Origin of the sequence: Dermacoccus barathri (assembly GCF_015070805.1) — a bacterium.
Taxonomy (GTDB): Bacteria; Actinomycetota; Actinomycetes; order Actinomycetales; family Dermatophilaceae; genus Dermacoccus; species Dermacoccus abyssi.
In genome coordinates this window covers 163,424-188,028 of sequence record NZ_JADCTK010000002.1, presented here as the reverse complement: position 1 = coordinate 188,028, position 24,605 = coordinate 163,424, and the positions used below count along the sequence as shown (strand labels likewise).

Annotated in this window: 22 protein-coding genes; 9 read left to right on the top strand and 13 right to left on the bottom strand. The window is 65.7% G+C overall.

Annotation, left to right across the window (positions count from 1 at the left end; translation table 11 throughout):
* The first annotated feature begins 12 nt into the window (after positions 1-12).
* Both IM689_RS03930 and IM689_RS03925 read left to right on the top strand, forming a co-directional pair.
* A complete protein-coding gene (locus IM689_RS03930; protein ID WP_193642998.1) occupies positions 13-675 on the top strand; it encodes a Maf family protein in 663 nt (220 codons plus the stop codon).
* A 62-nt stretch (positions 676-737) separates the two neighbouring features.
* A complete protein-coding gene (locus IM689_RS03925; RefSeq protein ID WP_193642997.1) occupies positions 738-2,054 on the top strand; it encodes a hypothetical protein in 1,317 nt (438 codons plus the stop codon).
* Between the two features lie 78 nt (positions 2,055-2,132).
* Here the strand turns inward: IM689_RS03925 and IM689_RS03920 are convergent, their stop codons facing one another.
* The 12 genes from IM689_RS03920 to IM689_RS03865 form a co-directional block, all read right to left on the bottom strand.
* Positions 2,133-3,317, bottom strand: a complete 1,185-nt coding sequence (locus IM689_RS03920; RefSeq protein WP_193642996.1) for a serine/threonine-protein kinase — start codon at positions 3,315-3,317, stop codon at positions 2,133-2,135.
* Between the two features lie 391 nt (positions 3,318-3,708).
* On the bottom strand, positions 3,709-4,743 hold the full coding sequence (locus IM689_RS03915; protein ID WP_193642995.1) for a hypothetical protein: 1,035 nt from the start codon (positions 4,741-4,743) through the stop codon (positions 3,709-3,711).
* A 477-nt stretch (positions 4,744-5,220) separates the two neighbouring features.
* Complete coding sequence (locus tag IM689_RS03910; RefSeq protein ID WP_193642994.1) at positions 5,221-6,285, bottom strand: MinD/ParA family ATP-binding protein; 1,065 nt, start codon at positions 6,283-6,285, stop codon at positions 5,221-5,223.
* A 506-nt stretch (positions 6,286-6,791) separates the two neighbouring features.
* The gene (locus tag IM689_RS03905) at positions 6,792-7,283 is read right to left on the bottom strand and encodes an SMI1/KNR4 family protein (RefSeq protein ID WP_193642993.1); all 492 of its coding nucleotides are present in this window, start codon (positions 7,281-7,283) and stop codon (positions 6,792-6,794) included.
* Between the two features lie 47 nt (positions 7,284-7,330).
* Positions 7,331-8,035, bottom strand: a complete 705-nt coding sequence (locus IM689_RS03900; protein WP_193642992.1) for a hypothetical protein — start codon at positions 8,033-8,035, stop codon at positions 7,331-7,333.
* 297 nt (positions 8,036-8,332) lie between these two features.
* The gene (locus IM689_RS03895) at positions 8,333-9,124 is read right to left on the bottom strand and encodes a hypothetical protein (protein WP_193642991.1); all 792 of its coding nucleotides are present in this window, start codon (positions 9,122-9,124) and stop codon (positions 8,333-8,335) included.
* A 62-nt stretch (positions 9,125-9,186) separates the two neighbouring features.
* Positions 9,187-9,426: a hypothetical protein gene (locus IM689_RS03890; RefSeq protein WP_193642990.1), complete on the bottom strand. Its 240-nt coding sequence runs from the start codon at positions 9,424-9,426 to the stop codon at positions 9,187-9,189.
* An 8-nt stretch (positions 9,427-9,434) separates the two neighbouring features.
* A complete protein-coding gene (locus IM689_RS03885; protein WP_193642989.1) occupies positions 9,435-10,226 on the bottom strand; it encodes a hypothetical protein in 792 nt (263 codons plus the stop codon).
* 62 nt (positions 10,227-10,288) lie between these two features.
* On the bottom strand, positions 10,289-12,358 hold the full coding sequence (locus IM689_RS03880) for a hypothetical protein (RefSeq protein WP_193642988.1): 2,070 nt from the start codon (positions 12,356-12,358) through the stop codon (positions 10,289-10,291).
* The gene (locus IM689_RS03875) at positions 12,351-12,719 is read right to left on the bottom strand and encodes a DUF6507 family protein (RefSeq protein WP_193642987.1); all 369 of its coding nucleotides are present in this window, start codon (positions 12,717-12,719) and stop codon (positions 12,351-12,353) included. Before IM689_RS03875 ends, IM689_RS03880 begins: the two co-directional genes overlap by 8 nt.
* Positions 12,720-12,815: 96 nt before the next feature.
* Entirely contained in the window at positions 12,816-13,124 is a 309-nt protein-coding gene (locus IM689_RS03870) for a pore-forming ESAT-6 family protein (protein ID WP_118913403.1), read from the bottom strand.
* 25 nt (positions 13,125-13,149) lie between these two features.
* Positions 13,150-13,494, bottom strand: coding sequence for a hypothetical protein (locus tag IM689_RS03865; RefSeq protein ID WP_319803795.1), 345 nt, complete (start codon positions 13,492-13,494; stop codon positions 13,150-13,152).
* A gap of 237 nt (positions 13,495-13,731) precedes the next feature.
* On the opposite strand from IM689_RS03865, the gene IM689_RS03860 reads away from it, so the two are divergent.
* The 6 genes from IM689_RS03860 to IM689_RS03835 are packed head-to-tail and all read left to right on the top strand — an operon-like array spanning position 13,732 to position 21,787.
* A complete protein-coding gene (locus tag IM689_RS03860; RefSeq protein WP_193642986.1) occupies positions 13,732-14,052 on the top strand; it encodes a hypothetical protein in 321 nt (106 codons plus the stop codon).
* 2 nt (positions 14,053-14,054) lie between these two features.
* The gene (locus IM689_RS03855; RefSeq protein ID WP_193642985.1) at positions 14,055-15,392 is read left to right on the top strand and encodes an EsaB/YukD family protein; all 1,338 of its coding nucleotides are present in this window, start codon (positions 14,055-14,057) and stop codon (positions 15,390-15,392) included.
* Between the two features lie 20 nt (positions 15,393-15,412).
* Complete coding sequence (locus tag IM689_RS03850; RefSeq protein WP_193642984.1) at positions 15,413-16,309, top strand: hypothetical protein; 897 nt, start codon at positions 15,413-15,415, stop codon at positions 16,307-16,309.
* On the top strand, positions 16,306-20,361 hold the full coding sequence (eccCa, locus tag IM689_RS03845; RefSeq protein WP_193642983.1) for a type VII secretion protein EccCa: 4,056 nt from the start codon (positions 16,306-16,308) through the stop codon (positions 20,359-20,361). The genes IM689_RS03850 and eccCa overlap by 4 nt, the downstream gene beginning before the upstream one ends.
* Entirely contained in the window at positions 20,354-20,782 is a 429-nt protein-coding gene (locus IM689_RS03840) for a hypothetical protein (RefSeq protein WP_193642982.1), read from the top strand. Before eccCa ends, IM689_RS03840 begins: the two co-directional genes overlap by 8 nt.
* Positions 20,783-20,785: 3 nt before the next feature.
* Entirely contained in the window at positions 20,786-21,787 is a 1,002-nt protein-coding gene (locus tag IM689_RS03835) for a DUF6177 family protein (RefSeq protein WP_227484456.1), read from the top strand.
* Positions 21,788-21,839: 52 nt separating this feature from the next.
* On the opposite strand, the gene IM689_RS03830 is transcribed toward IM689_RS03835, so the two are convergent.
* The gene (locus tag IM689_RS03830; RefSeq protein WP_193642980.1) at positions 21,840-22,700 is read right to left on the bottom strand and encodes an aldo/keto reductase; all 861 of its coding nucleotides are present in this window, start codon (positions 22,698-22,700) and stop codon (positions 21,840-21,842) included.
* Between the two features lie 118 nt (positions 22,701-22,818).
* Between IM689_RS03830 and IM689_RS03825 the strand changes: the two genes are divergently transcribed.
* Complete coding sequence (locus tag IM689_RS03825) at positions 22,819-24,603, top strand: acetyl/propionyl/methylcrotonyl-CoA carboxylase subunit alpha (RefSeq protein ID WP_193642979.1); 1,785 nt, start codon at positions 22,819-22,821, stop codon at positions 24,601-24,603.
* Positions 24,604-24,605: the final 2 nt, after the last annotated feature.

Genomic DNA, 24,605 nt, shown 5'->3' with positions numbered 1-24,605 from the left:
AGCCTTGGCCGCATGACCCAACTCGTCCTCGCTTCGCAGTCGCCCGCCCGTCTCGCCACCCTGAGGTCGGCCGGTGTCGAGCCGTACGTCCTCGTCTCCGAGGTGGACGAGGACGCTGCCCTCGCCGCGGCACGCGAGGCTCACGGTGAGTTGGCGCCCGAGGACGTCGCCCTTCTGCTCGCCAACGCGAAAGCTCAGGCGGTGGCCTCCCGGCTGGCCGCCGACGAGGTGCCGGACGACGCCCCCGAGGACGCCCTCGTGCTGGGTTGTGACTCCGTGCTCGAGTTCGACGGGCAAACGCTCGGCAAGCCCCTCGACGCGGACGACGCCGCGGCCCGCTGGCGCGCGATGCGCGGTAGGAGCGCAACCCTCTACACCGGGCACTGGGTCATCGACGACCGAGCCGACGGCACGGGCGCCACGTTCGGGGCGGTCTCCGGCACCGAGGTGCACTTCGCGGAGATCACCGACGCGGAGATCGAGGCGTACGTCGCGACAGGTGAGCCGCTGTTCGTCGCCGGCGCCTTCACTATCGACGGCCTCGCCGGCCCGTACATCGAACGCATCGAGGGCGACCCGCACACCGTCGTCGGCATCGGTCTGCCGCTGCTTCGTGAGATGTTCGCCGAGATCGGCGTCGAGTGGCACACCCTGTGGAACCGACCGCGCGGCTGAAACGTCCCAGGACGGCCCGCCGGTTTGGCACACTGTCACCACCACATTCGGGGAGGACGAGGATGACGACATCACGCGCGAGGAAGGCGCTCGCAGCGACCGCCGTCACCGTCGGGCTCGCCACGACGAGCGCCGCACCGGCGTGGAGCGCGCCGAAGCTGGCCGACGGCAACGGCTTTGCCACTGGCGGCAAGAGCATCGACCTGCGAGTGGCCTCCGGCGACGGCACTCCCCTCGACCCGGGCATGTACCAGACGACGTTGCCCGTCGACGAGACCTCGCGTTACGCGGCCATTTCCCGCGGCGAGGGCGAGCGGCTTGAGATCGGCGTGCTCGGCTCGGCCACCTGGAAGAACAACGCGTGGAGCGTTTCCGACGGTTCGCAGGGCCTCGAGATCAAGCTAACGACGCCGGACGGCGAGACGACCTGCGCCACGTCCACCGACTCCCTTTCCACCACGGGCGCCCCGGGCCTGCTCAAGACGAACGTCGCCGTTGACCCCAAGGCGTCGAAGCGCATCACGGACTCGGGCGATTCGGCCGACGCGTGTCGCAAGGCCACGTCCTACCGGCTCGAGGTGAAGCGCACCAACAGCGGCGACAACTCCACCCCGATGCCGGTGCAGATCGCGGTCGTTCGCACCCCGAAGGTGAACGGCGAGGTCAAGACACCGAGCGGTGACGTCGAGGCCCTCTCCACCCAGCCCCTCGACGCCTCGCAGGCGATGGAACCGGGCGCCGGTTTCGCGAACGCCACGACGCTGCCCAGTTCGGAAGGCGGGTACACGGTCGAGGCGCAGCCGGGACGCCGCATGTTCTTCCGCGTCCACCTCAGCTGGGGGCAGCGCATGTCCGTCGGCTGGGAAGTGCCGAAGAACGGCAGCGGCTACAACCCGACGCAGGACATGAACCTCGATCTGCAGGTCTACAACCCCGCGCTCAACGAGGTGACGGTCTCGGGCTCCGGTTCGAACACCGGGTACCTGTTCAAGTCGACCTCCTCGGGCACCGACCCGAAGCAGCTCGGCGCCTACACGGCTCCCATCGACTACGGCAACGCCGACCGCGAGACGGGCGGCGACGACAGCGTGCAGTGGCAGGCGATGCCGGGCTGGTACTACGTGGCACTCGACGTCACGCCGTCGTCGTCCTCGGACAAGCTGGACGAGTCGAAGACGATTCCGTCGGTCATTTCGGTGCGCGTGCAGGGCAACGCCAACGAGGGCCCCGCCATGGACGTCGCACAGCCGGCCCCTGCCACCCTGAGCACCGAGGGCACCTCGGGTTCGAACCCGCTGCTCTGGGGTGGAGCGCTCGTGCTCGGCCTGGGCGCGGTGGCCGGGTTGGCTTTCGTTCTGTGGCGCCGCGATAACTCCTGACCGCCACGCTTCCCACATGAAAGCAGCGCCCGATCCGGTTTCGGCTCGGGCGCTGCGTCGTACGCCAGGGGCGGGTGATCAGTCCGCCTTCTGCCATATGTAGCTGCCGTCGTCCTGATAGGTGCAGGTGAGCTGCTTGCCGCTCGACGTCGTGGCCACGGACCCGGCATCGCTGAAGTAGCAGGTGCCCCCGGTGCTGGCGTGGTTGGCGTCGTACGCGCCGTCGCCGGCACCCCAGGGCTGCCAGAGCGCGAAGCCGGCGACGAGGGCGGCGAGCAGGCAGGCGGGCGCCGCCATCCACGTCTTGACCTTGCGGCGCTGCGGCACCGGCGCGCCGTCGATGAGCGTTTGCGGCGCGGCGGAGGAGTCAGTGAAGCCATCGAGGGCGCGGGCGGCGGCTCCGGCGTGGAGCTGGACGAAGTCGCCCGAGGACTCCATCGGGGGCAGACGGTCGGGGATGTTGCGGGCGGCCGCGTCGTGCCAGGCGTTCTCGGGGAGCAGGAGCCAGGACATGGCGTCGCGAGCGTTGGCGGGACGCCTGCTGGCGACGGGGTCGGCCAGTGCGACGAGGACGTTCCACAGCGAGTCCGGCACGTCGGCGGGGCGCGGCGGAAGGTCGTCGCGTCGGGTGCGCGTGGTGTTGCCCGGGCGCACGCCGGTGAGCATGTGGATGCCCATCATGCCGGCGGAGTACAGATCCTGGCGGGGGTCGGGATCGTCGCCCTTGGCCTGCTCGGGCGACATGTAGCCCGGCGTTCCGAGAACCATCTCGTTGCTCGTGAGGCGCGGTGCGTCGACGCTGACGGCGATGCCGAAGTCGGTGATCCAGGCCGAGGGCACGCCCATTCCGGTGGCTTCGAGCAGGATGTTGGCCGGCTTGATGTCGCGGTGGACGATGCCGGCGCTGTGGCAGGCGTCGAGGCCGTCGAGCATTTGGCGCATGAGTTCGGCGACGAGCGGGTACGGCAGCGCGCCGTGATCCTTGATGAGGTCGGAGATGGAGCCGCCGTCGATGAGGGGCATCGTGAAGATGACACGCCCGTCCTCACCGGCCCAGCCGAGCGGCGTGACGACGTGGCTGTGCTCGATGCGCATGCCCTGCTCGCGCATGAAGCGCAGGAGAGAGCCTGCGTCCGACTGGCGCAGCAGTTTGGCGGCGACGAGACGACGCGACTTGTGGTCGTGGACGCGCCAGACGGACCCCATGCCGCCTTCGCCGATCTGGTCGACCAGCTCATACCGGCCCGCGAACATCTCACCCATGCCTGCTCCTCCCCTGCGTCGAGTCAAGGATACGGATCACGGGCGCGGGCGTGCAGCGCAGCTGTGATTCTCCTTGCGGTCTCGACCTACGACGTCGTCGCTCGCGGCGGGGTTCCTTCGAGCGATGCTGCGGTGTGGCACAGATGCTGCTCACGTCGAGCCGTGCTTGTTCACCACCAAACGTCAGCTGACGAACCGATCGGTGCCGGACCGCCCCTCGCGTCTGTCAATTACGTCGAGGTGGCTTGGTGCACGCGACGACCGAGTTGCCCTTCGCCGCATGGGGACATCTCCAACGCCGGGTCCGTCCCAGCTCTCGTGAACCCATCGATGGACTCGGGAGCGGGAAACTAGTCTGCGCCATCAGTCGGCCGACGCACGCATCGACCCGTCACACAGCGCGGTTCAGCGAATACAACGTCGGCGTTCCGTATGCAGCGGACGTGGCGAACGCCTGATCGCCGTACCCGGCCACAACGATGACGGTCTCGTTGGACCGGTGTGTCGGCTTCCCCGACACGAGCTCGCCCGATCTGTCACAGGCGAGGATGTATGAACCATCGTCACCCCACGCGAAGCCGTCCGAGATGGCGACAGGCGTCCACTTGGCTGCGATGACGGATGCCTTGCCCGAGGTGAGATCAACACGGCGGTTTCCCACAGTGGCCCAAGTCTGGTCAGGCGCAATCCGAGCCGTACCGAGGTATGCCTCCCAGCGCGGCTCCGACGGCGTCGTCCAGCGGGGCTTGAGCGTCTTGAGGTCGTACGCCCGCAGCGCTACGTTCCGCCAAGTGTTCCACGCCAGAATGAGCACTTCGTCCGTGACAGCGACCACCCCGCCGGGCGTGGCGTCCTTGGGGCCCTGCAACTTGACGGGCTCGGGCTCTGGCTTCCCGGACTCGAGCTTCCATGCCTGCGCCCCGGAATCGACCACCAACATGCGGTCACCGATTGTGCCGAAGCACGATGCCTTGTCCGGGATGTCGAACGGAGCCAGGCCTTTCTTCGTCAACCCGTAGAACCGCCGTCCGCCGGTGCCGATCCAGGCACCCAACAAGCCGAAACCGACACTCGCGTCCTCCGTGGTGAAGGCGTGATCCGCGAAGGAAACACCGGTTCGAAGCTCCCAGCCGAGAAGGCGCTTCGGCGTCGCCACGAAGACGATGAGCTTGCCGTCCCGGTTCAGGATGAACGGGCCGTCCGTGACGATCTCGCCTACTTCGAGCGTTTTGCTCCACCGTCTGCGGCCATCGCGCGCACCTGCCACCACGACCTCGACGGCTCCGGTGCCCGGAGGCTGGGTGAGCACGGCGAACATGCCGTCACGCACATCGACCTGCGGCTTCGGATCGGCGACATCTTCGACCGACCAAACTGCCTGCTCCAGCCATCCCGCAGGTGCGTTCTGCCCGTTAGGAAGTATCACCGAGCGAGAGGGTGTCGACGAGGCTGGTTCCGGGGGCCGCTCGTCATCGCCTGCAGTGGCGAGAGCCCACCCGCCGCCCGCCAGTGCAAGCGCACCGATCGCGCTGCCGCCGACGAGCAGGGCGCGCCGCGAAGGTGCCACGTCATCGCGCTTGAACCGATTGCTCCAGCCACGCCCGCCCGGCTGCCGCGGCTCGGTGCTCCACGCACTCAGGGCTGTCGGGGGTGCCGACACCGGGTCAGAGTCCAGGTTCGGCTCCTCCGCCGGAGTCACTGCACCGTCCGCACCCACGTTCACCCACACATCCGTGCCCGCTCCGTCGCGCAGGTGCGCCAACACCGGCCCCTCGATTCGAGCTCGGTCCTGCGCGTGAGCCACGAGGGCCGCGGCTGGATCCGCGCCGGGAGGAAGCTCAAGCGGTGTTCCGTCAACGAGGGCTCGCCCGCCCTCGACGACCAGGTCGAGACGCGTCACAGGTCAATCCTCGAGGCCACGGGCAATTGCTGCACCAACGGCGAGCCACGCGCGTTGCGTGCGCGGAGCCAGGTCGTCCCACCTCAACCATTCGCGCGCCATCGCCGGGTCGTGCGGGATGGTCAGCACCTCACGGGCCATGCCCTCGAACCGCGGGGCAACCTGCTCGGGTGCTGGGTCGTTCGTCGAGGCGTGCGACACGACGATGACCGCGTTTCGCGCCAGTTCGGCTCCGTGCCCGCCGGCGGCCGTGAGCGCCTCGAGCAGCAGCTTCGCTGATTCGCAGTGCTTCGGCGTGGTGGCAGTCGGCACGACGAGCGCGTCGCTGTGATGGATCATGCGCAGCCAGTTCGGTGCCGACTCGTCGTTGCCGGAGTCGAACACGACAACCCGATAAAAACGACGAAGCAACTCCTGGATCGCATCAAACTCAGCGTCGTCGAGCGCCTGGTCGCGCGCCAGCTTCTGCGGGCGGGACTGCAGAACGTCGTAACGGTCCGTCGTCTGGTGGTGGGTGAAGCGCGCCATGTCAGCCGCGCGCTCCGACCCGTCAAAGGTGGGTAGCGCGGCGATGAGGTCTTCCTTCGTGGCACCGTGCGCGGCGTTCTCCGTCTGCCAGCCGGCGGCACCGCGGAAGGTGTTGTTGTCGTCGACCAACACCATGCCGCCCCCGAGGCGAGCAAACATCGCAGCAAGGTACAGCGATGTCGGCGTCTTGCCTGAGCCGCCCTTACCGTTGGCGACGGCAATGCCCTTGGGTCGGGTCCACACCTTCGAGACGGCGATCTTGTCCGCTTCCTCGGCCTGCTGTGCCTGGCTCGGGCCACCAATGCCGAACTGGGCGAGCACGCCCGCGAATCCGCCGACGGGGGCTGGGGTGGGCGTCTCGGTGCGGTGCTTCTCGATGAACGTGTGCTCAAAGGGCTGGTGTGCCTCAGGCGCGCGCGGCTCTGGCGGAGCGAACACAGGTGTCGCTTGAGATACGTCGGACGCCTTCGCGGCCGGCTGCGGGCCTGGCAGGGGGCGGACTTCGGCGTTGGCCGCCCACGCCGAGCGCAGGGACGTCACGATGTCGCCACCGCCCTTCCAGCCAGTGGCCGCCGGCGCGTCATCATCCGCCGGTTCTGGTGCTCTTGGCGTACTCGCGCCCTCGGCCGAGTGGAGACTCTGCATAGTGCCGGCGGCTGGCTCTGCTCGGGAAGGCTCGATGGCAGATTCGATCCCGCGCGAGTTGGCAGGTTCGCCCGTGTCCGCGGACCCTGCGTCGGACGCGGTCGGTTCGACGCGGCCTGCGCTCACTTCACCATCCGTGATGACGAGGGGAAACACTCCCTGATCGTTGCGTACTTCGATGTGCACGCTCTCGCCGGGTTTCGATTCAGCACTCGCCATCTCCTTGGCGGCTCGCACGGCGATGGTGTGCGGGTTGGCTCCCGCGGGAACATCGATGGAGCGGCCATCGAGGGCAACCTCGTTACCGAAGACGGTTAGGTGGTGCGACGCCATGGTGCAGTTCTCCAGTGTGGTGACGGCATCGCCACGAAGCACGGGCGATGCGCAGGTGGGGGTCGCCGTCAGTGTGCGGCGCGCTCGGCTGCCCAGGCTGCGAGCGTAGGGTGAGTGACAGCGTTCGTGCCATCCGGGTCGTAGTGGATGACCTGACCGTGTGAGCCGTTCGGGCCGGGGTTGCAGTCGAGCAGGTCGAACGCTCCGGTCCCGTAGTCGTAGAACGGCACCCACCCCTTGACGAAGTCACCGTCCTTGACGCGTCCGGTGCCGGGTTCGATGTTGCGCTCGCTCGGGGCGAGGTTGCCCTCCTCGACGACGTCTTCCCACAACTCGAGGAGTTCTTCGGCTGCCTCCACGGACTCCTCGATCGAGCAGAATTCACGATCGTCGGTGCCGTCGTGCCACTCCAGAACCCTTCGGTACGCGCTCGGAACCTCGATTCCGAGGGATGCCTCCAGGCTCTCGAGCTCATCCGGATCGGCAGCATCGTTCCAGACGAGTTCCTCGCGCGTCGCGATCCGCTCAAGGTTGGCCAGGAGCTGCTGGTCGTCGATCATGCTGGTATCTCCTCGTCGACGTGATGTGTGGGCATGGGGAGCGCCGGTCACCCGAGGCGGATCGGCGTTCCGGGAGGCGTGTCTTTCACTTGGTTGTACACCTGGGCGTTGAAGCTCCAGTAGACGTCCATGTCGTTGACCTCCATGTTGGCGATGGTTTCTTCGCCTCCGAGGAACGCAGGAACCTTCAGGCCGATGCAGTCGGTGAATCGCAGGCCGAAGATCTGCAGGGCTGCGAAGGCTTCTTGCATCACTGCTTCTTCAAGGAATTCGACGGCCCCGGGGTCGTCGAGGAGGAAAGCGACGGTACCGGCGTAGTCGGTGAGGGGGCTCGCTTCATTGAACGCACTGTCCGCCCGCAGCGCCATGTCTTCGCCGTCGAGCTGCACCCGGCAGAAGTGACGGCCGCGCCAGTCGAAGGCGAAGGGGGTGAGCTCACTCGCGCGATCGCCGAAGAATTCGTACAGGTTCTGCTGCGCGAGTTCGGCAGATGCCGCGTTGTGGAAGCGGAGCAACCCGTTGTTGAACGTCGCTCCAGCAACGTTGCGTTCGGAGAGAACCCCGTCGAGGAGAGTCGCCTCGTAAGGTCGCGTGTCGGCGTCGGTGGCCGTGAGTGTCAACGACATGAGAACCTCTCGTGTTGCGGGCAGTTGGGTCGGCCGGGCGAACTCGGAACGCCGCTGGGCCGGAAAGCCGACACTAGCAGGGTGGCACCCACACGCCGGGACAGATTCGCCGCCCGACCGGACCAAGGAAGCAAACGGATCTTTCCCGCGCTGAGTCGGCCACTCGTCGCACGAGCGTTCACCTCCACCTCGAATGCCGTTCGCTGAACGGGTCCTCTCCCCCGCCCTCGGTACTCTCTTCTCCTGAAGAAGGGGATTGGACATTTCGCCGCCCCTGATCACGCGACTGCGCACCAACGCTACGATTCACCGAACGCTCCAACCACTGCATATTCGACTCCGCATCATCCAAGCCGCCCACCTGCACATCACGCGGGCGATCAAGAGCGAACGCACACAACACCCCAGCACTCATGGGCCACCTCAGAGATTGCGCTGACGCTCCTGCTCCAACCACGCCTCATGCCGCGCCGACCCATACGGGCCCGCAGGCACACTCGCACCCGAAACCTCCGCAGGAGGCAACTTCCCCACCGCACGACGACGAGCCAAACTCGTACGCTCCATCCGCCGATACGGCAACAAACCCTTGAACCCATCCGGCAAATCCACGCGCTCATCCACCTCAAAAACCGGCAACGCCGAACTCAACCCCAACACCCGCCGCAACAACCCCGCATCAGCCACCAACTCATCCTCAAAATCCTGAGCCGACAACCCCAAATCGTTATACGCAGGCCAAAAACGATACGCAGCCATCTTTGCCATGTCCTGCAACAAATACCTCATGCTCGTTACCTGATCGCTCGACCAATACGAATCCCTGGTCGCATCAGAGCCAGCAATGAAGTACTGAGTCACCGGAAAGCTAAGAATCTCAGACGTCAGCTCCAGCCCCAGATCATCCGCATCGCACGGATCAAAAAACAACCGCTCCCAACCCGGCAAGCTCAACACCTGAGCACACCAATGAAGCGCGCCGCGCTCCATCCCGCGCGCCACCAGACCATCCTTGCCCTGATCCTCGGTCGCCTGGGCACGCATCAACGCGACAGCAACGTCGCGCTGCCCCATCACCGTCGCCAACATCGCCACATTGCGGCACCCCTCAGCGAAACCGGCCTCGGTCGCCAACTCAGAACGAATCTCCGGACCCAAATACTCATTCGCCAGCCGTGAAATGCTCCGATCCCACAACGACAGGGCCTCATCCACACACGCTAACGTCGCCGGGGGAACCTGGCTGTACTCCTCCCACTTGATCCCGCGAAACCAACTCACCGCGCCGCCCCCGCCACAAACTCAGTGACCTGCGTACCCGTACCAGGCACGTCGAATCCTTCGCTCTTGACGAAAGGATTCACAACTCGCCGCCCCTGATTACGCAACCGCGCACCAACACTACGATTCACCGAACGCTCCAACCACTGCACATTCGACTCCGCATCATCCAAACCGCCAACCTGCACATCACGCGGGCGATCGAGAGCGAACGCACACAACACCCCATCACTCATGGGCCACCTCAGAGATTGCGCTGACGCTCCTGCTCCAACCACGCCTCATGCCGCGCCGACCCATACGGGCCCGCAGGCACACTCGCACCCGAAACCTCCGCAGGAGGCAACTTCCCCACCGCACGACGACGAGCCAAACTCGTACGCTCCATCCGCCGATACGGCAACAAACCCTTGAACCCATCCGGCAAATCCACGCGCTCATCCACCTCAAAAACCGGCAACGCCGAACTCAACCCCAACACCCGCCGCAACAACCCCGCATCAGCCACCAACTCATCCTCAAAATCCTGAGCCGACAACCCCAAATCGTTATACGCAGGCCAAAAACGATACGCAGCCATCTTTGCCATGTCCTGCAACAAATACCTCATGCTCGTTACCTGATCGCTCGACCAATACGAATCCCTGGTCGCATCAGAGCCAGCAATGAAGTACTGAGTCACCGGAAAGCTAAGAATCTCAGACGTCAGCTCCAGCCCCAGATCATCCGCATCGCACGGATCAAAAAACAACCGCTCCCAACCCGGCAAGCTCAACACCTGAGCACACCAATGAAGCGCGCCCCTGCTCAACCCGCGCGCATGAATGCCAGGAATGCCTTCCTCATAGGTCGCCCGAGCGCGCATCAACGCGACAGCAACTTCCCGCTGCCCCATCACCGTCGCCAACATCGCCACGTTGCGGCACCCCTCAAAGAAACCGGCCTCGGTCGCCAACTCAGAACGAATCTCCGGACCCAAATACTCATTCGCGAGTGCTGAAATGCTCCGATCCCACAACGACAGGGCCTCATCCACACACGCCAACGTCGCCGGGGGAACCTGGCTGTACTCCTCCCACTTGATACCGCGAAACCAACTCACCGCGCCGCCCCCGCCACAAACTCAGTGACCTGCGTACCCGTACCCGGCACGTCGTATCTTTCGCTCTTGACGAAAGGATTCACAACTCGCCGCCCCTGATTACGCAACTGCGCACCAACACTACGATTCACCGAACGCTCCAACCACTGCATATTCGACTCCGCATCATCCAAGCCGCCCACCTGCAAATCACGCGTGTGATCGAGATCGTACTTACGCAACTCCTCGCGAATGATGCCCTCGTACTGGCTCTTACTGAGTGAACCAACACGACTGCTTTCAGCCCTCACAGCCGCAGCCTCGATTTTCGCGTGGACATCGGCCGGAACCTTCATGCGCTCGAATTCCCTCGGCATCGATCCCCCCGAAACACGCTGCGCGTACGCCCTATCCGCAAAGTCTGACATCACCCGCGCACGGGTGGACGTGCGGGGCGCCTTCTCCTTGACATAGGTGACATCACCCTTCTTGTCGATTGCGTCGTTGAGACCGTCCACCTTCTTGGTGAACTCCGCCCTCTGCCCCTCGCTCCACTTGTCACGAGGGCGGAGAAGAACCTCGCCCTCCTTCGGCACATAGCTCGGATCGGCTGCGGCCGGCAGGTGTCCATTGCCGCTACCGGAACCACCACCCGGCGGACGCGTCGTCGCCACTTGCTCTTGACGCGTCTTGAGAAGGGTCGCGAAGTCACGCTCCGGGCCGAAGCCGGGGATGCCACCCGGAGCGCCCCGGCGCACCGCCGCGGTACCGTTCTGGTTGCTCACAGCGTGAGCGGTTGATGACTTACGCTCCCACGGTTCCACAACCGCGTCGCCCGCCGCTCGAACATAGGGGGACACCTGGTTGTTGAATCTCGTGATCGTGGCGCGAGCGCGATCGACATGCGGCACCACGCGATCCATCACTGGGTTGGTGACGCGATAACCCGCCTGACGCGTTGCGTGACCCACATCATCGATCTTGAACGCAACCGTGTTCATCGTCTTGGTCACCGCGTCCGTTGACGTCTTGACGACGCGTTCAGAGGCTCCCAACTTCGTGGCAACCTGACCGGCTCGGCCGACGACCCTGCTGGCCCTACCGGCGACAACCACTGCTCGGCCACCACCCACGCCCGGGATGAGTGTCTGCAGAACATCACCAGTCAGCATGCCCGCCGCCTTGGCCGGGTTGCGCTTCCACTCCTCGACGTTCAGCAGAGCGGTGCCAACCTGCTTGAGCCGCGTCCGCGACTCCTTCGCCCGCTCCGGCATGAGCACAGTGGCCACTGGGCTCGTCGCCACGGCTACGTCGAGGGCAAGGGTGCCGACCCCCTTCCACGTGCTCGAGAACGTTTTCCAGTCAAACGGATTCAGCATGGCCTTCAGGCCCGTCACCGTTCCCTTGACGCTCTCCCACAACCCCGACCCGAACGACTTCACACCGTCCCACACGTCGCGGTACCACGGTTTGTCCCACTCGGCCACCTTCGCCCAGGGCAGGTCACCGGCACCTGCCGCCGAGTCGAGCACTTCCTTCGTGTAGCCGTAATGCTGCTCACCGTTCGGCGCTTCAGCGCCGTCAGCTCCCTGCTGGCGGTAGCGCACACCTCCGTAGATCGCAGCGATCGCGTTCTGACACGTGATCTCGGCCGCCGTATGGTCAGCGGCCAACTGGTTCATACGCCCGACAAGGGCCTGCTGCGCCTTGACCTTGTCCTCGTCCTTCTTCCACTCGTCATCGCCCTCGATGGACTTGTCGAAGTTGGCGATGTCGGTCAACAGCGTCGTCTTGCGCGCCTGCAGCGTGCGCTCCGTCTTCGCGTACGCCTCCAGCGCCTTGGCAACGGTCTCGGCATCTGTCTTGACCGAGTCACCATCGGTGATGCCGGGCTTGAGCGCAGCCGTCAGAGTCGCGGTGTCAGGCGATTTGAAATGCGCCGCAAGCTTCTGCCACTCCTTGTGGATCGTCGTGGCCGTCGTCGAAATCTTCGCACCCTGGGTGCGAATCTCCTTCGCCTGTGTCTCGAGCCCTGCCGCATTCGCCAGGACCGGCAGCTTGCCCGGATAGAGGCCTGAATCAGTCACTGCCGTTTCCCTTCGCAGCAGGTGCCTGGGCGGGTGTGCCCTTCGGTACGTTGTCTCCCGCCCCGTCGGTCTTGTCGAGCGACACAATCGAGGAATGTGCCATCTCGTCGTCGCCCGACGCGATGTAGCCCAAGGCTTCGGCCAAGCCGCTTCGGGCGTTGTTCGTCAGCGTGCTGATCGACTGAACGTCCGTGTTGTAGGCGTGCGCTACATAGCCGTTGATCGCGGTGGCGACAAGGGTTGACTTCGAATCCGTCGCGGCAGCCTGCGTGGCTTTGCCCATCGCTTTGTTCGCCGCGTCGTAATCCTTCATGTCCGTCGCGACGTTGTTGGACACGACATTGCACTGGCTGACATCCACGTCATAACTCACGGTGTTCCCTCCCTGCCGCACGACCACGACTGAGACGCGTGGGGCGGAGCATCTCCGCACCGAGCCCCACGCGTCTGCGCCGCATCACCCGATGTTCGAAATGGCCGTTCGCGTCTTCGACTGCGTCGTCGTGGCCGTCTGGTCGTTGGTCGACAGCGTCGACTTCACGAGGGCAATGATGCCCTTGACCTCCGTCGAGGCGTTCTTCCAGCGAGTCTCGACGTGCTGGTACTCGTCAGAGGCGCCGTCCATCTGGAAGTCGGACATCGCCGTGGAGACCTGACGGTCACGCTCGCTCATCAGCGTCTCCAAGCGCGCAACGATGCTCTGGATGTCGCCCTGAACATTCGACGACGCGTCGGTGTCGAAAGAAATACGGTCAGAAGTTGCCATGCGTTGTCAGTCCTCTCTCGTCCGGTCAGCGGTTGGCGCTGAAGCGCGCACCATCGAAGTTGGCGTTGCCCTCGCTGCGCGACCAGTCATCTGCCGCGTCCTGGTCACCGGTCTGCGTGGCGGTGTTCATCTCGCTCTGGCCCTGGTTGATGGCCGACAGCGAACTGCTCAGGTCGTTCGTGATCTCGTCGACGCGCTGCTTGAAGGAATCGAACTTGGCACGCCCGGCACCGTTGAACTTGCCCTCCATCGGACTCGCAGCGTCGACCAACTGGCGCACGAGGCGGACCAGTTCGTCGGAAGAACCTCCCGTCGATTTCGTCAGCGTTCCCAGAGCGTCACTACCCATGTCGAACTTCATGTTTGCCATCCCTCCTCGAACTTGCGTTCCCACTCACGCGGACGGAAACGCCTCTCGGTGACTATACAAACCGATCCATAGGGGCGAAATCAATCGGATGGATACACAGTCCACCTTCTGGCGGGCGCAGGCGGGAATGGTTGAAATATCAACTCAAAACGCGAGCGACCGCAATTGGTCGCCACCCCGAGAGGTCGCCTACGATGCGCGAGTCAGAGGCGTCGTCGTCGCGGGGAAGGATCGGGTGTGCGCAAGTTCGACCAGCAGATCGTCGAATCGGTCAACCTGCGTCGTGGTCGCCTGCGTAACGCTTTCTTCTTCGGGCCGGAGCGTTGGCGCCGACAAGCCCAAGACCACGTCAAGCCACTCGTGTTCGGCGTCATCGCCGCCGCCGTGCTCTGCGCGGGCTGCGTCGCCACGTCCTTCGTCGCAAACCTTCTCGACAAGCAGGCTCAGCAGGAACGTCAGCGCAACGCGCCCGTCGTGACGAATTCGCACGCGCCCTCACCGGCATCATCGATGACGAGCCGTGCCGGTACGACTTCGACCTCAGGAAGCACCAGGTAGCCATGGCCCCCACTCTCACCCGCGTCACCGTCTCCGGGGTCGGCAAGAACGCCGAGCTGCTCCTGCCCAGCGATCAGCCCATCGCGACGATCCTGCCGCGCCTGAGCGAAATCGTCGGCGACCCGCGCCGAGGTAGCGACGAAGCGACGCGCACGGTACTCAACCGAATGGGCGGGCCCGCCCTGTCGGAGCGCTCGACTCTGGCCGACGAGAACATCGCCGACGGCGCATGGCTCTACCTGACCAGCACGCAGGACGCGCTACCGGAGCCCATCGTTTTCGATGTGGCCGATGTCGTCGAGGACGAGCTTCCCCCGTTGGACACCGAGAACCGGTGGAGCGCTCCCGGACTCGTGAGCGCCGCGCTGGGCGCGTCATGCTTCGTCATTGCGTTGTGGCTGCTCTCCACCTGGCGCCCTGAGTTCCTCGGTCGTGGCGCGGCCGTCCTCGTCGTCGTCTGCCTGCTGGGTGCCGCCGCACTGTCCCGGCGCTTCACCGTGCACAGCATGGCCCTGTGCACCACAGCCCTCGTCGCCACTGGCCTTTACGCACACTCAGTTCGGCCCGATGCTCCGCACACAATCATTATTGCGGCTGCGGTGATCGGCGGCGTCCAACTGGCGCGCGAAATCCATCGCCGTTCCTATCGCGGGGCGGTAGTGCTCATCTCGACGATCGTCCTCGTCGCCGTGACGTGGGCGGGAGCCTGGCGTCTGCCGGTGGATCATCGCACCGGCGCGGCGTGCGTCGGCGTCGCATGCGCCTTCCTCCTCGGCCTCGCGCCACGCATCGCGGTAGCGCTCGCCGGCTTGAACGCACTCGACGATGCGAGGAGCAACGGCGCGACGCTGCGGCGCGACGTGGTCGTCACCGTTCTCGCCACTGCGCACCGCGCGCTCGCCTCATCGCTCCTGTGGTTCGCCGGCTCGAGCGTCGTCGCGGCTGCCGTCGTCACGCGAGGGGTGAACGCGACCTGGCGTTGGGACCTGCCGCTCATCGCAGCCTGGGGCATCCTGCTGCTCCTGCGATCACGCCACTTCCCGCTCGGCATCGAACGACTCCCCCTCGCGTTGACCGGCGTCGTGATTCTCACCCTCGTCGGTGCGGCACTCGCCGACCATCTCGAGCGATCGACGATAGACGGGATCGTCATCGCCCTGCTCGTCCTCGCCGGTCTCATCAGCCTCGCAGGCCCCCACCTGCAAGCGCCGGCTCACGTCACTGCTCGTGGCCGACTTCTGGCCGATCGCATCGAAGCGGGGGTCGCCCTCCTCGTCGTGCCGATGCTCGTCGGACACTTCGGCGTCTACTCCGCTCTCACCCAGACCTTTCAGAAGTGACCCGTCCCGAGGGAGAAGGTATGCCCGCACGCCGCTCCGACCGTCACGCCACGCCCCTCGAACACCCCGTCGGGCCCCGCCTGCGGGCCGCCCTCGCCGCCACCGGCAGGTTGATCGGACGCGACTCCTTTCCCCAGACGCTCGTTGCGGCAGCCGCCGACATCCAGCATCCCATCGCCACCGGCCGACGCATCGTCGTGTGTTCACCCTCAGAGGGCAGCGGGGCGTCCACCGTCGGGATGGGCCTGACGCTCGGCGTACACACGCTGCGCGACGACCTGGTCGCCACCATCGATCTCGCGGAGTCGCCCGGAGGCCCACGTGGAGACGACGACAGACCGGCGCTCACCCCCGCCACCGCCTTAGGGGCACTCGCCGTCAACGAGCCGGCAACGCGCGACGACTTTCGTCGCACCATGCGCCTTCAGCCGCACGACGACGTCGTCATCATGCGCAAACCTCCTGGCGAAGCCGACCTCAACGGTGCCGCCGTCCACGCCCTCGTGGCCGGGTGCACCCGGCACTGCGGTGTCACCGTCGTCGTCACCCCGCCCGGGCTGGAAGATGCGCGAACGGTTGAAGCTCTCGCGAGTGCTCACGCCGCCGTCGTCGTCACCGATCGGCACGCAAACAAGGAAGGGGTTGCCCGGTCTTTCGTTTCGCTGTTGAGGCACCTCCACCCGAACCTGCCTTTCGTCGAGGTGATGAACGAACCGGCGAGGTTGCGCCGACGCGAGCGCAGAGAGCTCGGGAGAGACGCGTGCGCACTGCGGCACGCGCCGACTCTCTCGCACGGGCAGCCCACCTCGTTCGCCTCATTGCGTGAACGCGAGACGGCAGAGATCCTCACGCTGACCGCCCGAGCCATGAGGTTGTCTCGCGCCGGACGCATCGCCGTCGAAGGAGGCTCCGCATGACGTACGACGTCGTCCACCGCCCCGCACGCTCCACTCAGCCACTTGCTCTCGGTGAAAAGCACGAACTCGAACGCGCACCCGTCATCGACCAAGAGGGAAGCAAAACCAACCTGCTGACGCTCGTGCCCCTCCTGGGCGCCGCGACATCCATGACCGTGATGATGCTGTTCCGCGGATCACCGTTCGCCGCCGTCGGGGCGCTCATGATGATCGTCACGGTGCTCGCGAGTGTCGTCCTACTGTTCACCCAGCGTGGCAAAGCCCGCCGCGAGCGCGAGCACAAGCGCGACGCCTATCTCGAATACCTCGACGACAACCGTCGCCACTACCGCGAGGACGACGAGCGACTCAAGCGTGAAGCGCGAGTCAACGCTCCCGCATTCGACGCCCTGCCCACCCTGATCAGCGACCCCGCGCGCCTGTGGGAGCGCCGTCGCACGCACAGCGACTTCCTGACGCTGCGCCTCGGCACCGGCGAGCGCCGCGTCCGCACGATTGAGATGCGCAAGCAGGAGTCCGGAATCGAACGCCCCGACTTCTTCCTCGATTCAGAAGCGCGCAGCGTTGCACAACGTTACGAAACGTGCCCCGGATTACCCTGCGAATTCGACTTCGACTCACGGGGCGAAATCACGGTGCTCGGGCCGCCCGACCTGGCGCAATCTGTCGTACGGGAGTTGATCTGCCGCACTGCCGCTGCGCACTCCCCGGAGGATGTGCATCTGGCCGTTGTGGTGCCGCCCTCCAAGCGCGATGCCTGGGAATGGGTCTGGCTTCTGCCCCACGTGGCAGACCAAGAACGCCCGACAGCCCTCGGCCCGACGCGCCGCGTGTACTCGTCGACGGAGACACTCGCGGCCGATCTGCGCCGCGACCTCAACAAACGGTCCCGTCGGGTGGCCGAGGCGCGCAAGAACACCCGGGACGTCTCGATCGGCATGCTGCTGCCCCGCCTCGTCGTCATCGACCTCACGGGTGAGGGGCCGGCGACGGCGCTCGCCTCCCCGGACTCCAGCCTGAGCGCCGCCCAACTCGGCGTCACCTGCGTCCGCCTGATCGACGAGCGCACCCACGAGCCGGATGAAGTCGCCGCCCGATTCACCGTCAGTGAGAGCGTTGACGGCGACGCGTCCGGTTTCCAGGTGACCTACGAAAAGGTGGGCCACGCGGACACGACTCGCGGCAAGCAGGACTTGCGCGCTGAGTGGGTCGACGTGGCGCAAGCCGAGGCCGTGGCTCGAATGCTTGCTCCACTGCGACTTTCGCCTGATTCACTCGAGCACAACGACGTGGCCGACGCCGCCCGATACACCGAGATGCTCTCGCTCACCGAGTTCACCGCAGACGAGATCCGCGAGAACTGGCAACCGCGCTCTGATCAGGACTTCCTGCGCATACCGCTCGGCCCGGACTCCGAGGGAAAGCCCGTGCTGCTCGATCTCAAGGAATCCGCTCAACTCGGCATGGGACCGCACGGTCTGTGTGTCGGCGCCACAGGTTCGGGCAAGTCGGAGCTCTTGCGTACCATCGTTATCGCGCTCCTGACGACCCACGCCCCGGAGCGGCTCAACATGGTGCTCGTCGACTTCAAGGGGGGTGCCACGTTCGCCCCCTTCGAAGGAGCCCCGCACGTCAACGGCATCATCACCAACCTCGCTGAAGACCCGTCGCTCATCGACCGGGTGCACGACTCGCTGGCTGGCGAGATCCGTCGTCGCCAGGAAGTGCTCAAAGCCGCCGGCAACATCGCCAACATCACTGACTACGAACTACATCGACGCGAGGCGCAGGAGCGCGGCGAGACGTGGACTCCGCTTCCCCACCTGCTCGTCATCATCGACGAGTTCGGCGAGTTGCTCACCGCGCAGCCCGACTTCATCGACCTGTTCCTGTCCATCGGGCGCATCGGACGCTCGATTGGCGTCCACCTCATGCTCTCGAGCCAGCGCATCGAATCCGGCAAACTGCGTGGCTTGGAAACCTACCTGTCATATCGACTCGGCCTTCGCACCCTTTCCGAGGCGGAGTCACGCACCGTGCTCGACACCCCGGATGCGTTCAACCTCCCGGCTATTCCAGGGTACGGCTACCTCAAGGTCGACACGTCTGTCTACGAACGGTTCAAGGCCGGATTCGTGTCGGGTCCGTTCACCGCAGCTCAGACAACGGCTGACGCAGGCACGCCAACCCCACGAGAGGCGCCTGTGCTCCGTGCGCCCTTCTACGTGGAGGAGCAACGATCCGTCGTCCAGGCTCTCGCTGCCGAAGAGAACCACGACGAGCCCGAAGAGGCCACGGCATCCGAACGCACAACTGGAACGACGGTGCTCAGTCACCTCGTTGATGTGTTGCGCGAGTTCCCTCGAGCGACCCAGGAAATCTGGCTTCCGCCGCTGAGGAATCGCATGGCCCTCGATGACGTCACCGGCGCGCTCCAGATGACGAGTGTTGGAGCCGTCGCACCCATTGGGGGAGGCCTTTCCATACCCGTGGGGATGCTCGACGACCCATCGCGTCAGTGGCAGGACGTATGGTTCGTCGACCTCAAGCGCGCAGGGGGCAACATGGCCGTGATGGGTGGACCTCAGACGGGGAAGACAACGGCGTTACGGACGCTGACACTGGCCGCGGCACTCACACACTCCCCGAGCGAGCTCGCGTTCTACGGCATCGACCTCAAAGGCAGCGCACTGCTTTCCCTCGAGCAACTACCCCACGTCGGTGGCGTCGGGGTGCGGACGGTCCGCGAGAACGTTCGCCGAACCGTCGAAGAGGTGCACGCCATGCTGGTGCATCGAGAGAGTGTCTTCCAGCAGTACGGCATCGACTCCGTGGAGTCGATGCGGGCCATGCACCGCGACGGGCGTCTGGCCGAGCTTCCCTCTGCCGACATCGTCCTGCTCATCGACGGGTACGGACAACTGGCCGACGAGTTCGAGGAGATCGAACCCCTCGTCCACGAGTTGCTCGCACGCGGATCGGGGTACGGCGTTCATGTCATCGCGACCGCGACCCGTTCGAACGAGATCCGCATCTCCCAACAGTCGTTCTTCGGAAACCGGATCGAATTCCGCCTCACCGAGCCAGCCGAATCTGCCTTCGGGAAGAAGCGGGGTGAGTCTCTGCCTGCCAACCGCGCCGGACGGGCGCTACAGAACGACGAACTCATCGGCCACTTCGCCCTGCCCCGGTTCGACGGCATGAGCGACACAGAGGGAATGAGCGAGGCCTTCACCGCCATCGCGGATCAGCTCGCCCAACAGCACTCTGACTCTCCTGTGGCGCCCGTTCGCGTCCTGCCCCCTCAGCTGGCATTCGAGAAAATGCAGCCGGCACCACGCGACGGAGTGCTCGCTCTGGGCCTGCGCGAGCATGACTTCGCGACGCAGTACGTCAACCTCTTTGGCCGGGATCGGCACCTGCTCGTCATGGGCGACTCTCAAAGTGGCAAGACGAACCTGCTGCGCAGCATTTGTCGTCAGCTCGTTGCCGAGGCTTCACCGGATGACTTGGTTATCGCGCTGTTCGATCCTCGCCAGGAATTGGACGGTGCGGTTCCGGAGGATTTCCTCGGCGGGCATGCCAAGAGCCCCATGTTGGCACGGAACCTCGCGGCGGCCATCGGCAAGGAACTGACGACCCGTGTGCCGTCGGACCCCACGGCCAGCGGCCCGGTTCAGACCCCGACGCCGCGGATCGTGCTCGTCATCGATGATTACGACGTCCTGACAGCAGGTGGATCCTCGCCACTTGCTGAACTCGCTCCCTACGCCTCCATGGCGCGCGAGGTCGGTCTGCACGTCATCATGACGCGCAAGGTGGCCGGAGCCTCTCGCGGGATGTACGAGGGATTCACCGCAGCCGTGCGCGAATCGGGTGCAGCAACCCTCCTCATGGACGGCGACCGTACCGAGGGGGCTCTCGTGGGCGGCATCCGGCCTCGCCACTTCCCGCCCGGTCGGGGCATGTACATCCAGGGCGGACGTGCTCCCCACGTCATCCAGGTCGCCTACGACGCCGAGCTCGACACATCGGAGGAAGACTTTGAGTAATCGCTTCACGGTCATCACGCTCAATGCACCCGACCCTGCACAGATTGCGTGGGCCATTGCCGAGGTCGACCCGCAGTTCGTTCTCGCTGTCGACCTCGGATCCGAGCGGTGGGAGGTCTACGACGAGGAACAGTCCCACCTGCTGTTCACGATCGACGAGCCCTACCTCGTGCAAGTGCCGGGTGAGATCGAGCGACTCTTCGGCTCGAACGTGGGCCTCGATCTCAGCGCCCTGCCCGAAGAACCTGCAACCTACTGGCAGGACATCAACGTCACAGCTCCAGGCCCTGGGGAGAGCGCGGCGGCACAATTCGCCGAGCTGGCAGCACACCTAGGGCTCGGCACCGCGGTCGACCACCAACCCGTGCCCGTTCACCTCGGCGCCCCCGATGCCGTACTGCGCCCCGAGTGGAGGATCTGAACCATGGGCTTTGCCAGACGAGTCAGTGGGCACACGACTGTGCTGTATTCCGAGGCGCCCGTCGTCGGTCACACGCAATGGGTGTCCAAAGCGATCAGCGAAGCGAAGGCAGCCGGCGGCGGCCTGGTGCTCCTCACGCCGGACACAACGAAACTCACGCGGCCTATGGCACACCTGTGCGATGTACTCGGTGTCATGTGGGTCGTCGACGACGGACGCGGCGCCCTCTACGTCGGAACGACCGGCCAGCGTGTCCATGAACGGGACGGCCACTACTTCGCGGAGGACGCCCTGCACGAGCAGTACTCGCGTCAGGGCTCGGCGCAGGACATCGGTGGTGTCCGGGTGCAAGCAGAGACGCTCATGCCGAGGCGCACGAACATCCGGGTCGGAGGGCTCGCAGAAGCCGTTTGTCGAGCACTGAGCGGAGCGCAGCCGCTCGGCTGGGGTGTGCAGGAGCCGGTCACCCAACGCTGGTCGGTTCCCGATATTTCGTCCCGGTACGGGCGCGCGAACGCAGACGGCCACTTCCTCCACTTCGTCGGCCCGCGCCCCGAGGGTGAACGCGGCCAAGTGAACGGCTCCCTCGAAATCCAGAAACCCCGGGACGGCATTGTGGAGCACATCGAGGCGTCGGTCGCCCTGCCAGCGCCGTGGTCGGACGACGAGCGGTTGGATTTCGCGCGTTCGCTGCATGCGATGCAGGTCCGCTGGGCTCGCGTTTACCACGTCGTGGGAACGAACCCTGCTCTCGTGCCGCCGTTGTTCCTCGGGCTACCTGTGCCGAGTGTGCTCATCTTCGGCGCAGAGGCCCTCGCCGGCCGCGATGCACACGAATACGGTGAACTGGCGCTCATGCACGGAGCCCTTCGCTACGAGGTGATGAGGGGTGGGTCCGCCCCATCCCTCACCGTCCTCCTCCGGGACGAACCGCGGGAGGGAGTCCCCGCCCCAGCCGTCATCATGGAGGCGATGTACCGCGCCTTGATGCCCGAAGTCGGCTGATGGGTTCACCCCCACGTGCCGCCGCGAGCAGGTGCTCGCGGCGGCCACAACGTCAGTTGAAGTCGTTCGGGTGGGGGCCGATGCGACCGTCGGAACTGTCGAGGTCACTGATGGCGAACAGGTCGTCCTCGGTGAGCTCGAAGTCGAACACGTCGAAGTTCTCGGCGATGCGGCTCGGCGTCACCGACTTGGGAATGACGACGTTGCCGATCTGCAGGTGCCAACGAATGATGACCTGTGCGACCGTCTTGCCGAGTCGCTCCGCGATGCCGTCGAGCACCGGGTTGGTGAGGATGTCGCCGCCCTGACCGAGCGGGCTCCACGCCTCGACCGCGATGCCGTTGGCAGAGCAGAAGTCGCGCACGGCCTTCTGCTGGAACTTCGGGTGCAGCTCCACCTGGTTGATCGCCGGGAACTCGCCCGTCTCGTCCTTGAGGCGCTGCAGGTGCTCGGGCTCGAAGTTACACACTCCGACGGCGCGCACGCGCCCGGCGTCACGCAGTTCGAGCATCGCCTTGAACGTCTCGACGTAGGTGTCCTTCTCCGGAGTGGGCCAGTGGATGAGGTACAGATCGAGCGGTTCGACGGCGTCCTTGCCGCCCAGGCGCTCGATCGAGGCGTCGAACGCCTTCTTCGTCGCCTCGTAGCCCTGATCCTCGTTCCACACCTTCGTCGTGAGGAAGATGTCGTGGCGCGGCACGTCCGCACTCGCGATAGCGGCGCCGGTACCGGCCTCGTTCTCGTACACCTTCGCGGTGTCGATGCTGCGGTAACCGACCTTGATCGCCTCGCGCACGGCGTCGGCGGCCTGGTCGTCCTCGACCTGCCAGACACCGAAACCGAGCTGCGGCATCTCGACCGTTTCGGAGCCTGCTGAGAGGGAGACGGTGGGCACATTCGTGTTTTCAGCCATGTTCGCGCCAACCCCGAGAACCGCCTTGCTATTCCACATCGGAGGCATCGATTCGCAACGAAAATTTCTACCGTTGGGTAGCCACGTCGGGCGTTGGGCCGCCCGATATGGTCTCCCCATGGGTTCTGTCACCAAGGTTCTGATCGCCAACCGCGGCGAGATCGCCGTCCGCATCGCACGCGCCGCCAAGGACGACGGAATCACCTCCGTCGCCGTCTACGCCGAGCCCGACCGTGACGCTCTGCACGTCAAGGTCGCCGACGAGGCGTACTCCCTCGGCGGCTCCACCCCCGGTGACTCCTACCTCGTCGTCGACAAGATCCTCGAGGTCGCCAAGACCTCCGGCGCCGACTCCGTCCACCCCGGCTACGGCTTCCTCGCCGAGAACGCGAGTTTCGCCCAGGCGGTCATCGCCGCGGGCCTGACGTGGATCGGTCCGTCCCCCGAAGCCATCGACGGCCTCGGCGACAAGGTCAAGGCCCGCCACATCGCCACCAAGGCCGGCGCCCCGCTCGTGCCCGGCACCAAGGACCCGGTGGCCGACGCCGACGAAGTCGTGGCCTTCGCGAAGGAACACGGCCTGCCCGTCGCCATCAAGGCCGCCTACGGCGGTGGCGGCCGCGGCCTCAAGGTGGCCCGCAGCATCGAGGAGATCCCCCACCTCTACGACTCGGCCGTCCGAGAAGCCGTGAGCGCGTTCGGGCGCGGCGAGTGCTTCGTCGAGCGGTTCCTCGACAACCCCCGCCACGTCGAGACTCAGTGCCTCGCCGACAGCCACGGCAATGTCGTGGTCGTCTCCACCCGTGACTGCTCGCTGCAGCGCCGCAACCAGAAGCTCGTCGAGGAGGCCCCCGCCCCCTTCGTCACGGACGAACAGCACGCGGAACTGCTGCGCGCCTCGAAGGCGATTCTCACGGAGGCCGGGTACACCGGCGCGGGTACGTGCGAGTACCTCATCGGCACCGACGGCGTCATCAGCTTCCTCGAGGTGAACACGCGCCTGCAGGTGGAGCACCCCGTCTCGGAGGAGGTCACCGGCATCGACCTCGTGCGCGAGCAGTTCCGCATCGCCCGCGGCGAGGAACTCGGCTACGACGACCCCACGCCGCACGCGCACTCGATCGAGTTCCGCCTCAACGGTGAGGACGCCGGCCGCGGCTTCCTCCCCGCACCGGGCACCGTCGAGACCTTCAAGGCTCCCAGCGGCCCCGGCGTTCGCGTCGACTCCGGCGTCGTCTCCGGTGACGTCATCGGTGGAGCCTTCGACTCGATGCTGGCCAAGATCATCGTCACCGGCCGCACCCGCAAGGAAGCTCTCGAACGTTCCCGCCGCGCGCTTGCCGAGACGGTCATCGAGGGCATGCCGACGGTGCTCCCCTTCCACCAGGTCGTCGTCGAGGATCCTGCGTTCGCACCGGAGTTCACCGACTCCCCGGACGACGCGTTCAGCGTTCACACGCGCTGGATCGAAACAGAGTTCGACAACCAGATCGCCCCGTTCGACGGCTCCCCGGAGGCTGCGGCCGAGCAGGCGGCGCGCCAGAACGTCGTCGTCGAGGTCGGCGGTAAGCGCCTCGAGGTCTCGCTGCCGGGTGACCTCGCCGTCGCGCCGGCCGGAGGCAAGGGCAAGTCGGCGGGCCGCCGTACGTCCCGCAAGAGCGGCGGCGGCTCCGCCGCCAGTGGCGACTCGCTCACCGCTCCGATGCAGGGCACCGTGGTCAAGGTCAGCGTCGAGGACGGTGCCACCGTCTCTGCCGGTGACACGATCGTCGTCGTCGAGGCGATGAAGATGGAACAGCCCATCACCGCTCACAAGGACGGGGTGGTCACCGGCCTCAAGACCGCTGTCGGCGAGACCGTCACCGCGGGCAGCGTCATCGCGGAGATCAAGGACGCCGAGTAAGC

What these genes read in the sequence shown, in the direction of transcription:
- IM689_RS03930 (WP_193642998.1), top strand. Translation starts at nt 13, where the DNA reads ATGACCCAACTCGTCCTCGCTTCGCAGTCGCCCGCCCGTCTCGCCACC.
- IM689_RS03925 (WP_193642997.1), top strand. Translation starts at nt 738, where the DNA reads ATGACGACATCACGCGCGAGGAAGGCGCTCGCAGCGACCGCCGTCACC.
- IM689_RS03920 (WP_193642996.1), bottom strand. Translation starts at nt 3,317, where the DNA reads ATGGGTGAGATGTTCGCGGGCCGGTATGAGCTGGTCGACCAGATCGGC.
- IM689_RS03905 (WP_193642993.1), bottom strand. Translation starts at nt 7,283, where the DNA reads ATGATCGACGACCAGCAGCTCCTGGCCAACCTTGAGCGGATCGCGACG.
- IM689_RS03890 (WP_193642990.1), bottom strand. Translation starts at nt 9,426, where the DNA reads ATGAGTGATGGGGTGTTGTGTGCGTTCGCTCTCGATCGCCCGCGTGAT.
- IM689_RS03870 (WP_118913403.1), bottom strand. Translation starts at nt 13,124, where the DNA reads ATGGCAACTTCTGACCGTATTTCTTTCGACACCGACGCGTCGTCGAAT.
- IM689_RS03865 (WP_319803795.1), bottom strand. Translation starts at nt 13,494, where the DNA reads ATGGCAAACATGAAGTTCGACATGGGTAGTGACGCTCTGGGAACGCTG.
- IM689_RS03855 (WP_193642985.1), top strand. Translation starts at nt 14,055, where the DNA reads ATGGCCCCCACTCTCACCCGCGTCACCGTCTCCGGGGTCGGCAAGAAC.
- IM689_RS03850 (WP_193642984.1), top strand. Translation starts at nt 15,413, where the DNA reads ATGCCCGCACGCCGCTCCGACCGTCACGCCACGCCCCTCGAACACCCC.
- eccCa (WP_193642983.1), top strand. Translation starts at nt 16,306, where the DNA reads ATGACGTACGACGTCGTCCACCGCCCCGCACGCTCCACTCAGCCACTT.
- IM689_RS03835 (WP_227484456.1), top strand. Translation starts at nt 20,786, where the DNA reads ATGGGCTTTGCCAGACGAGTCAGTGGGCACACGACTGTGCTGTATTCC.
- IM689_RS03830 (WP_193642980.1), bottom strand. Translation starts at nt 22,700, where the DNA reads ATGGCTGAAAACACGAATGTGCCCACCGTCTCCCTCTCAGCAGGCTCC.
- IM689_RS03825 (WP_193642979.1), top strand. Translation starts at nt 22,819, where the DNA reads ATGGGTTCTGTCACCAAGGTTCTGATCGCCAACCGCGGCGAGATCGCC.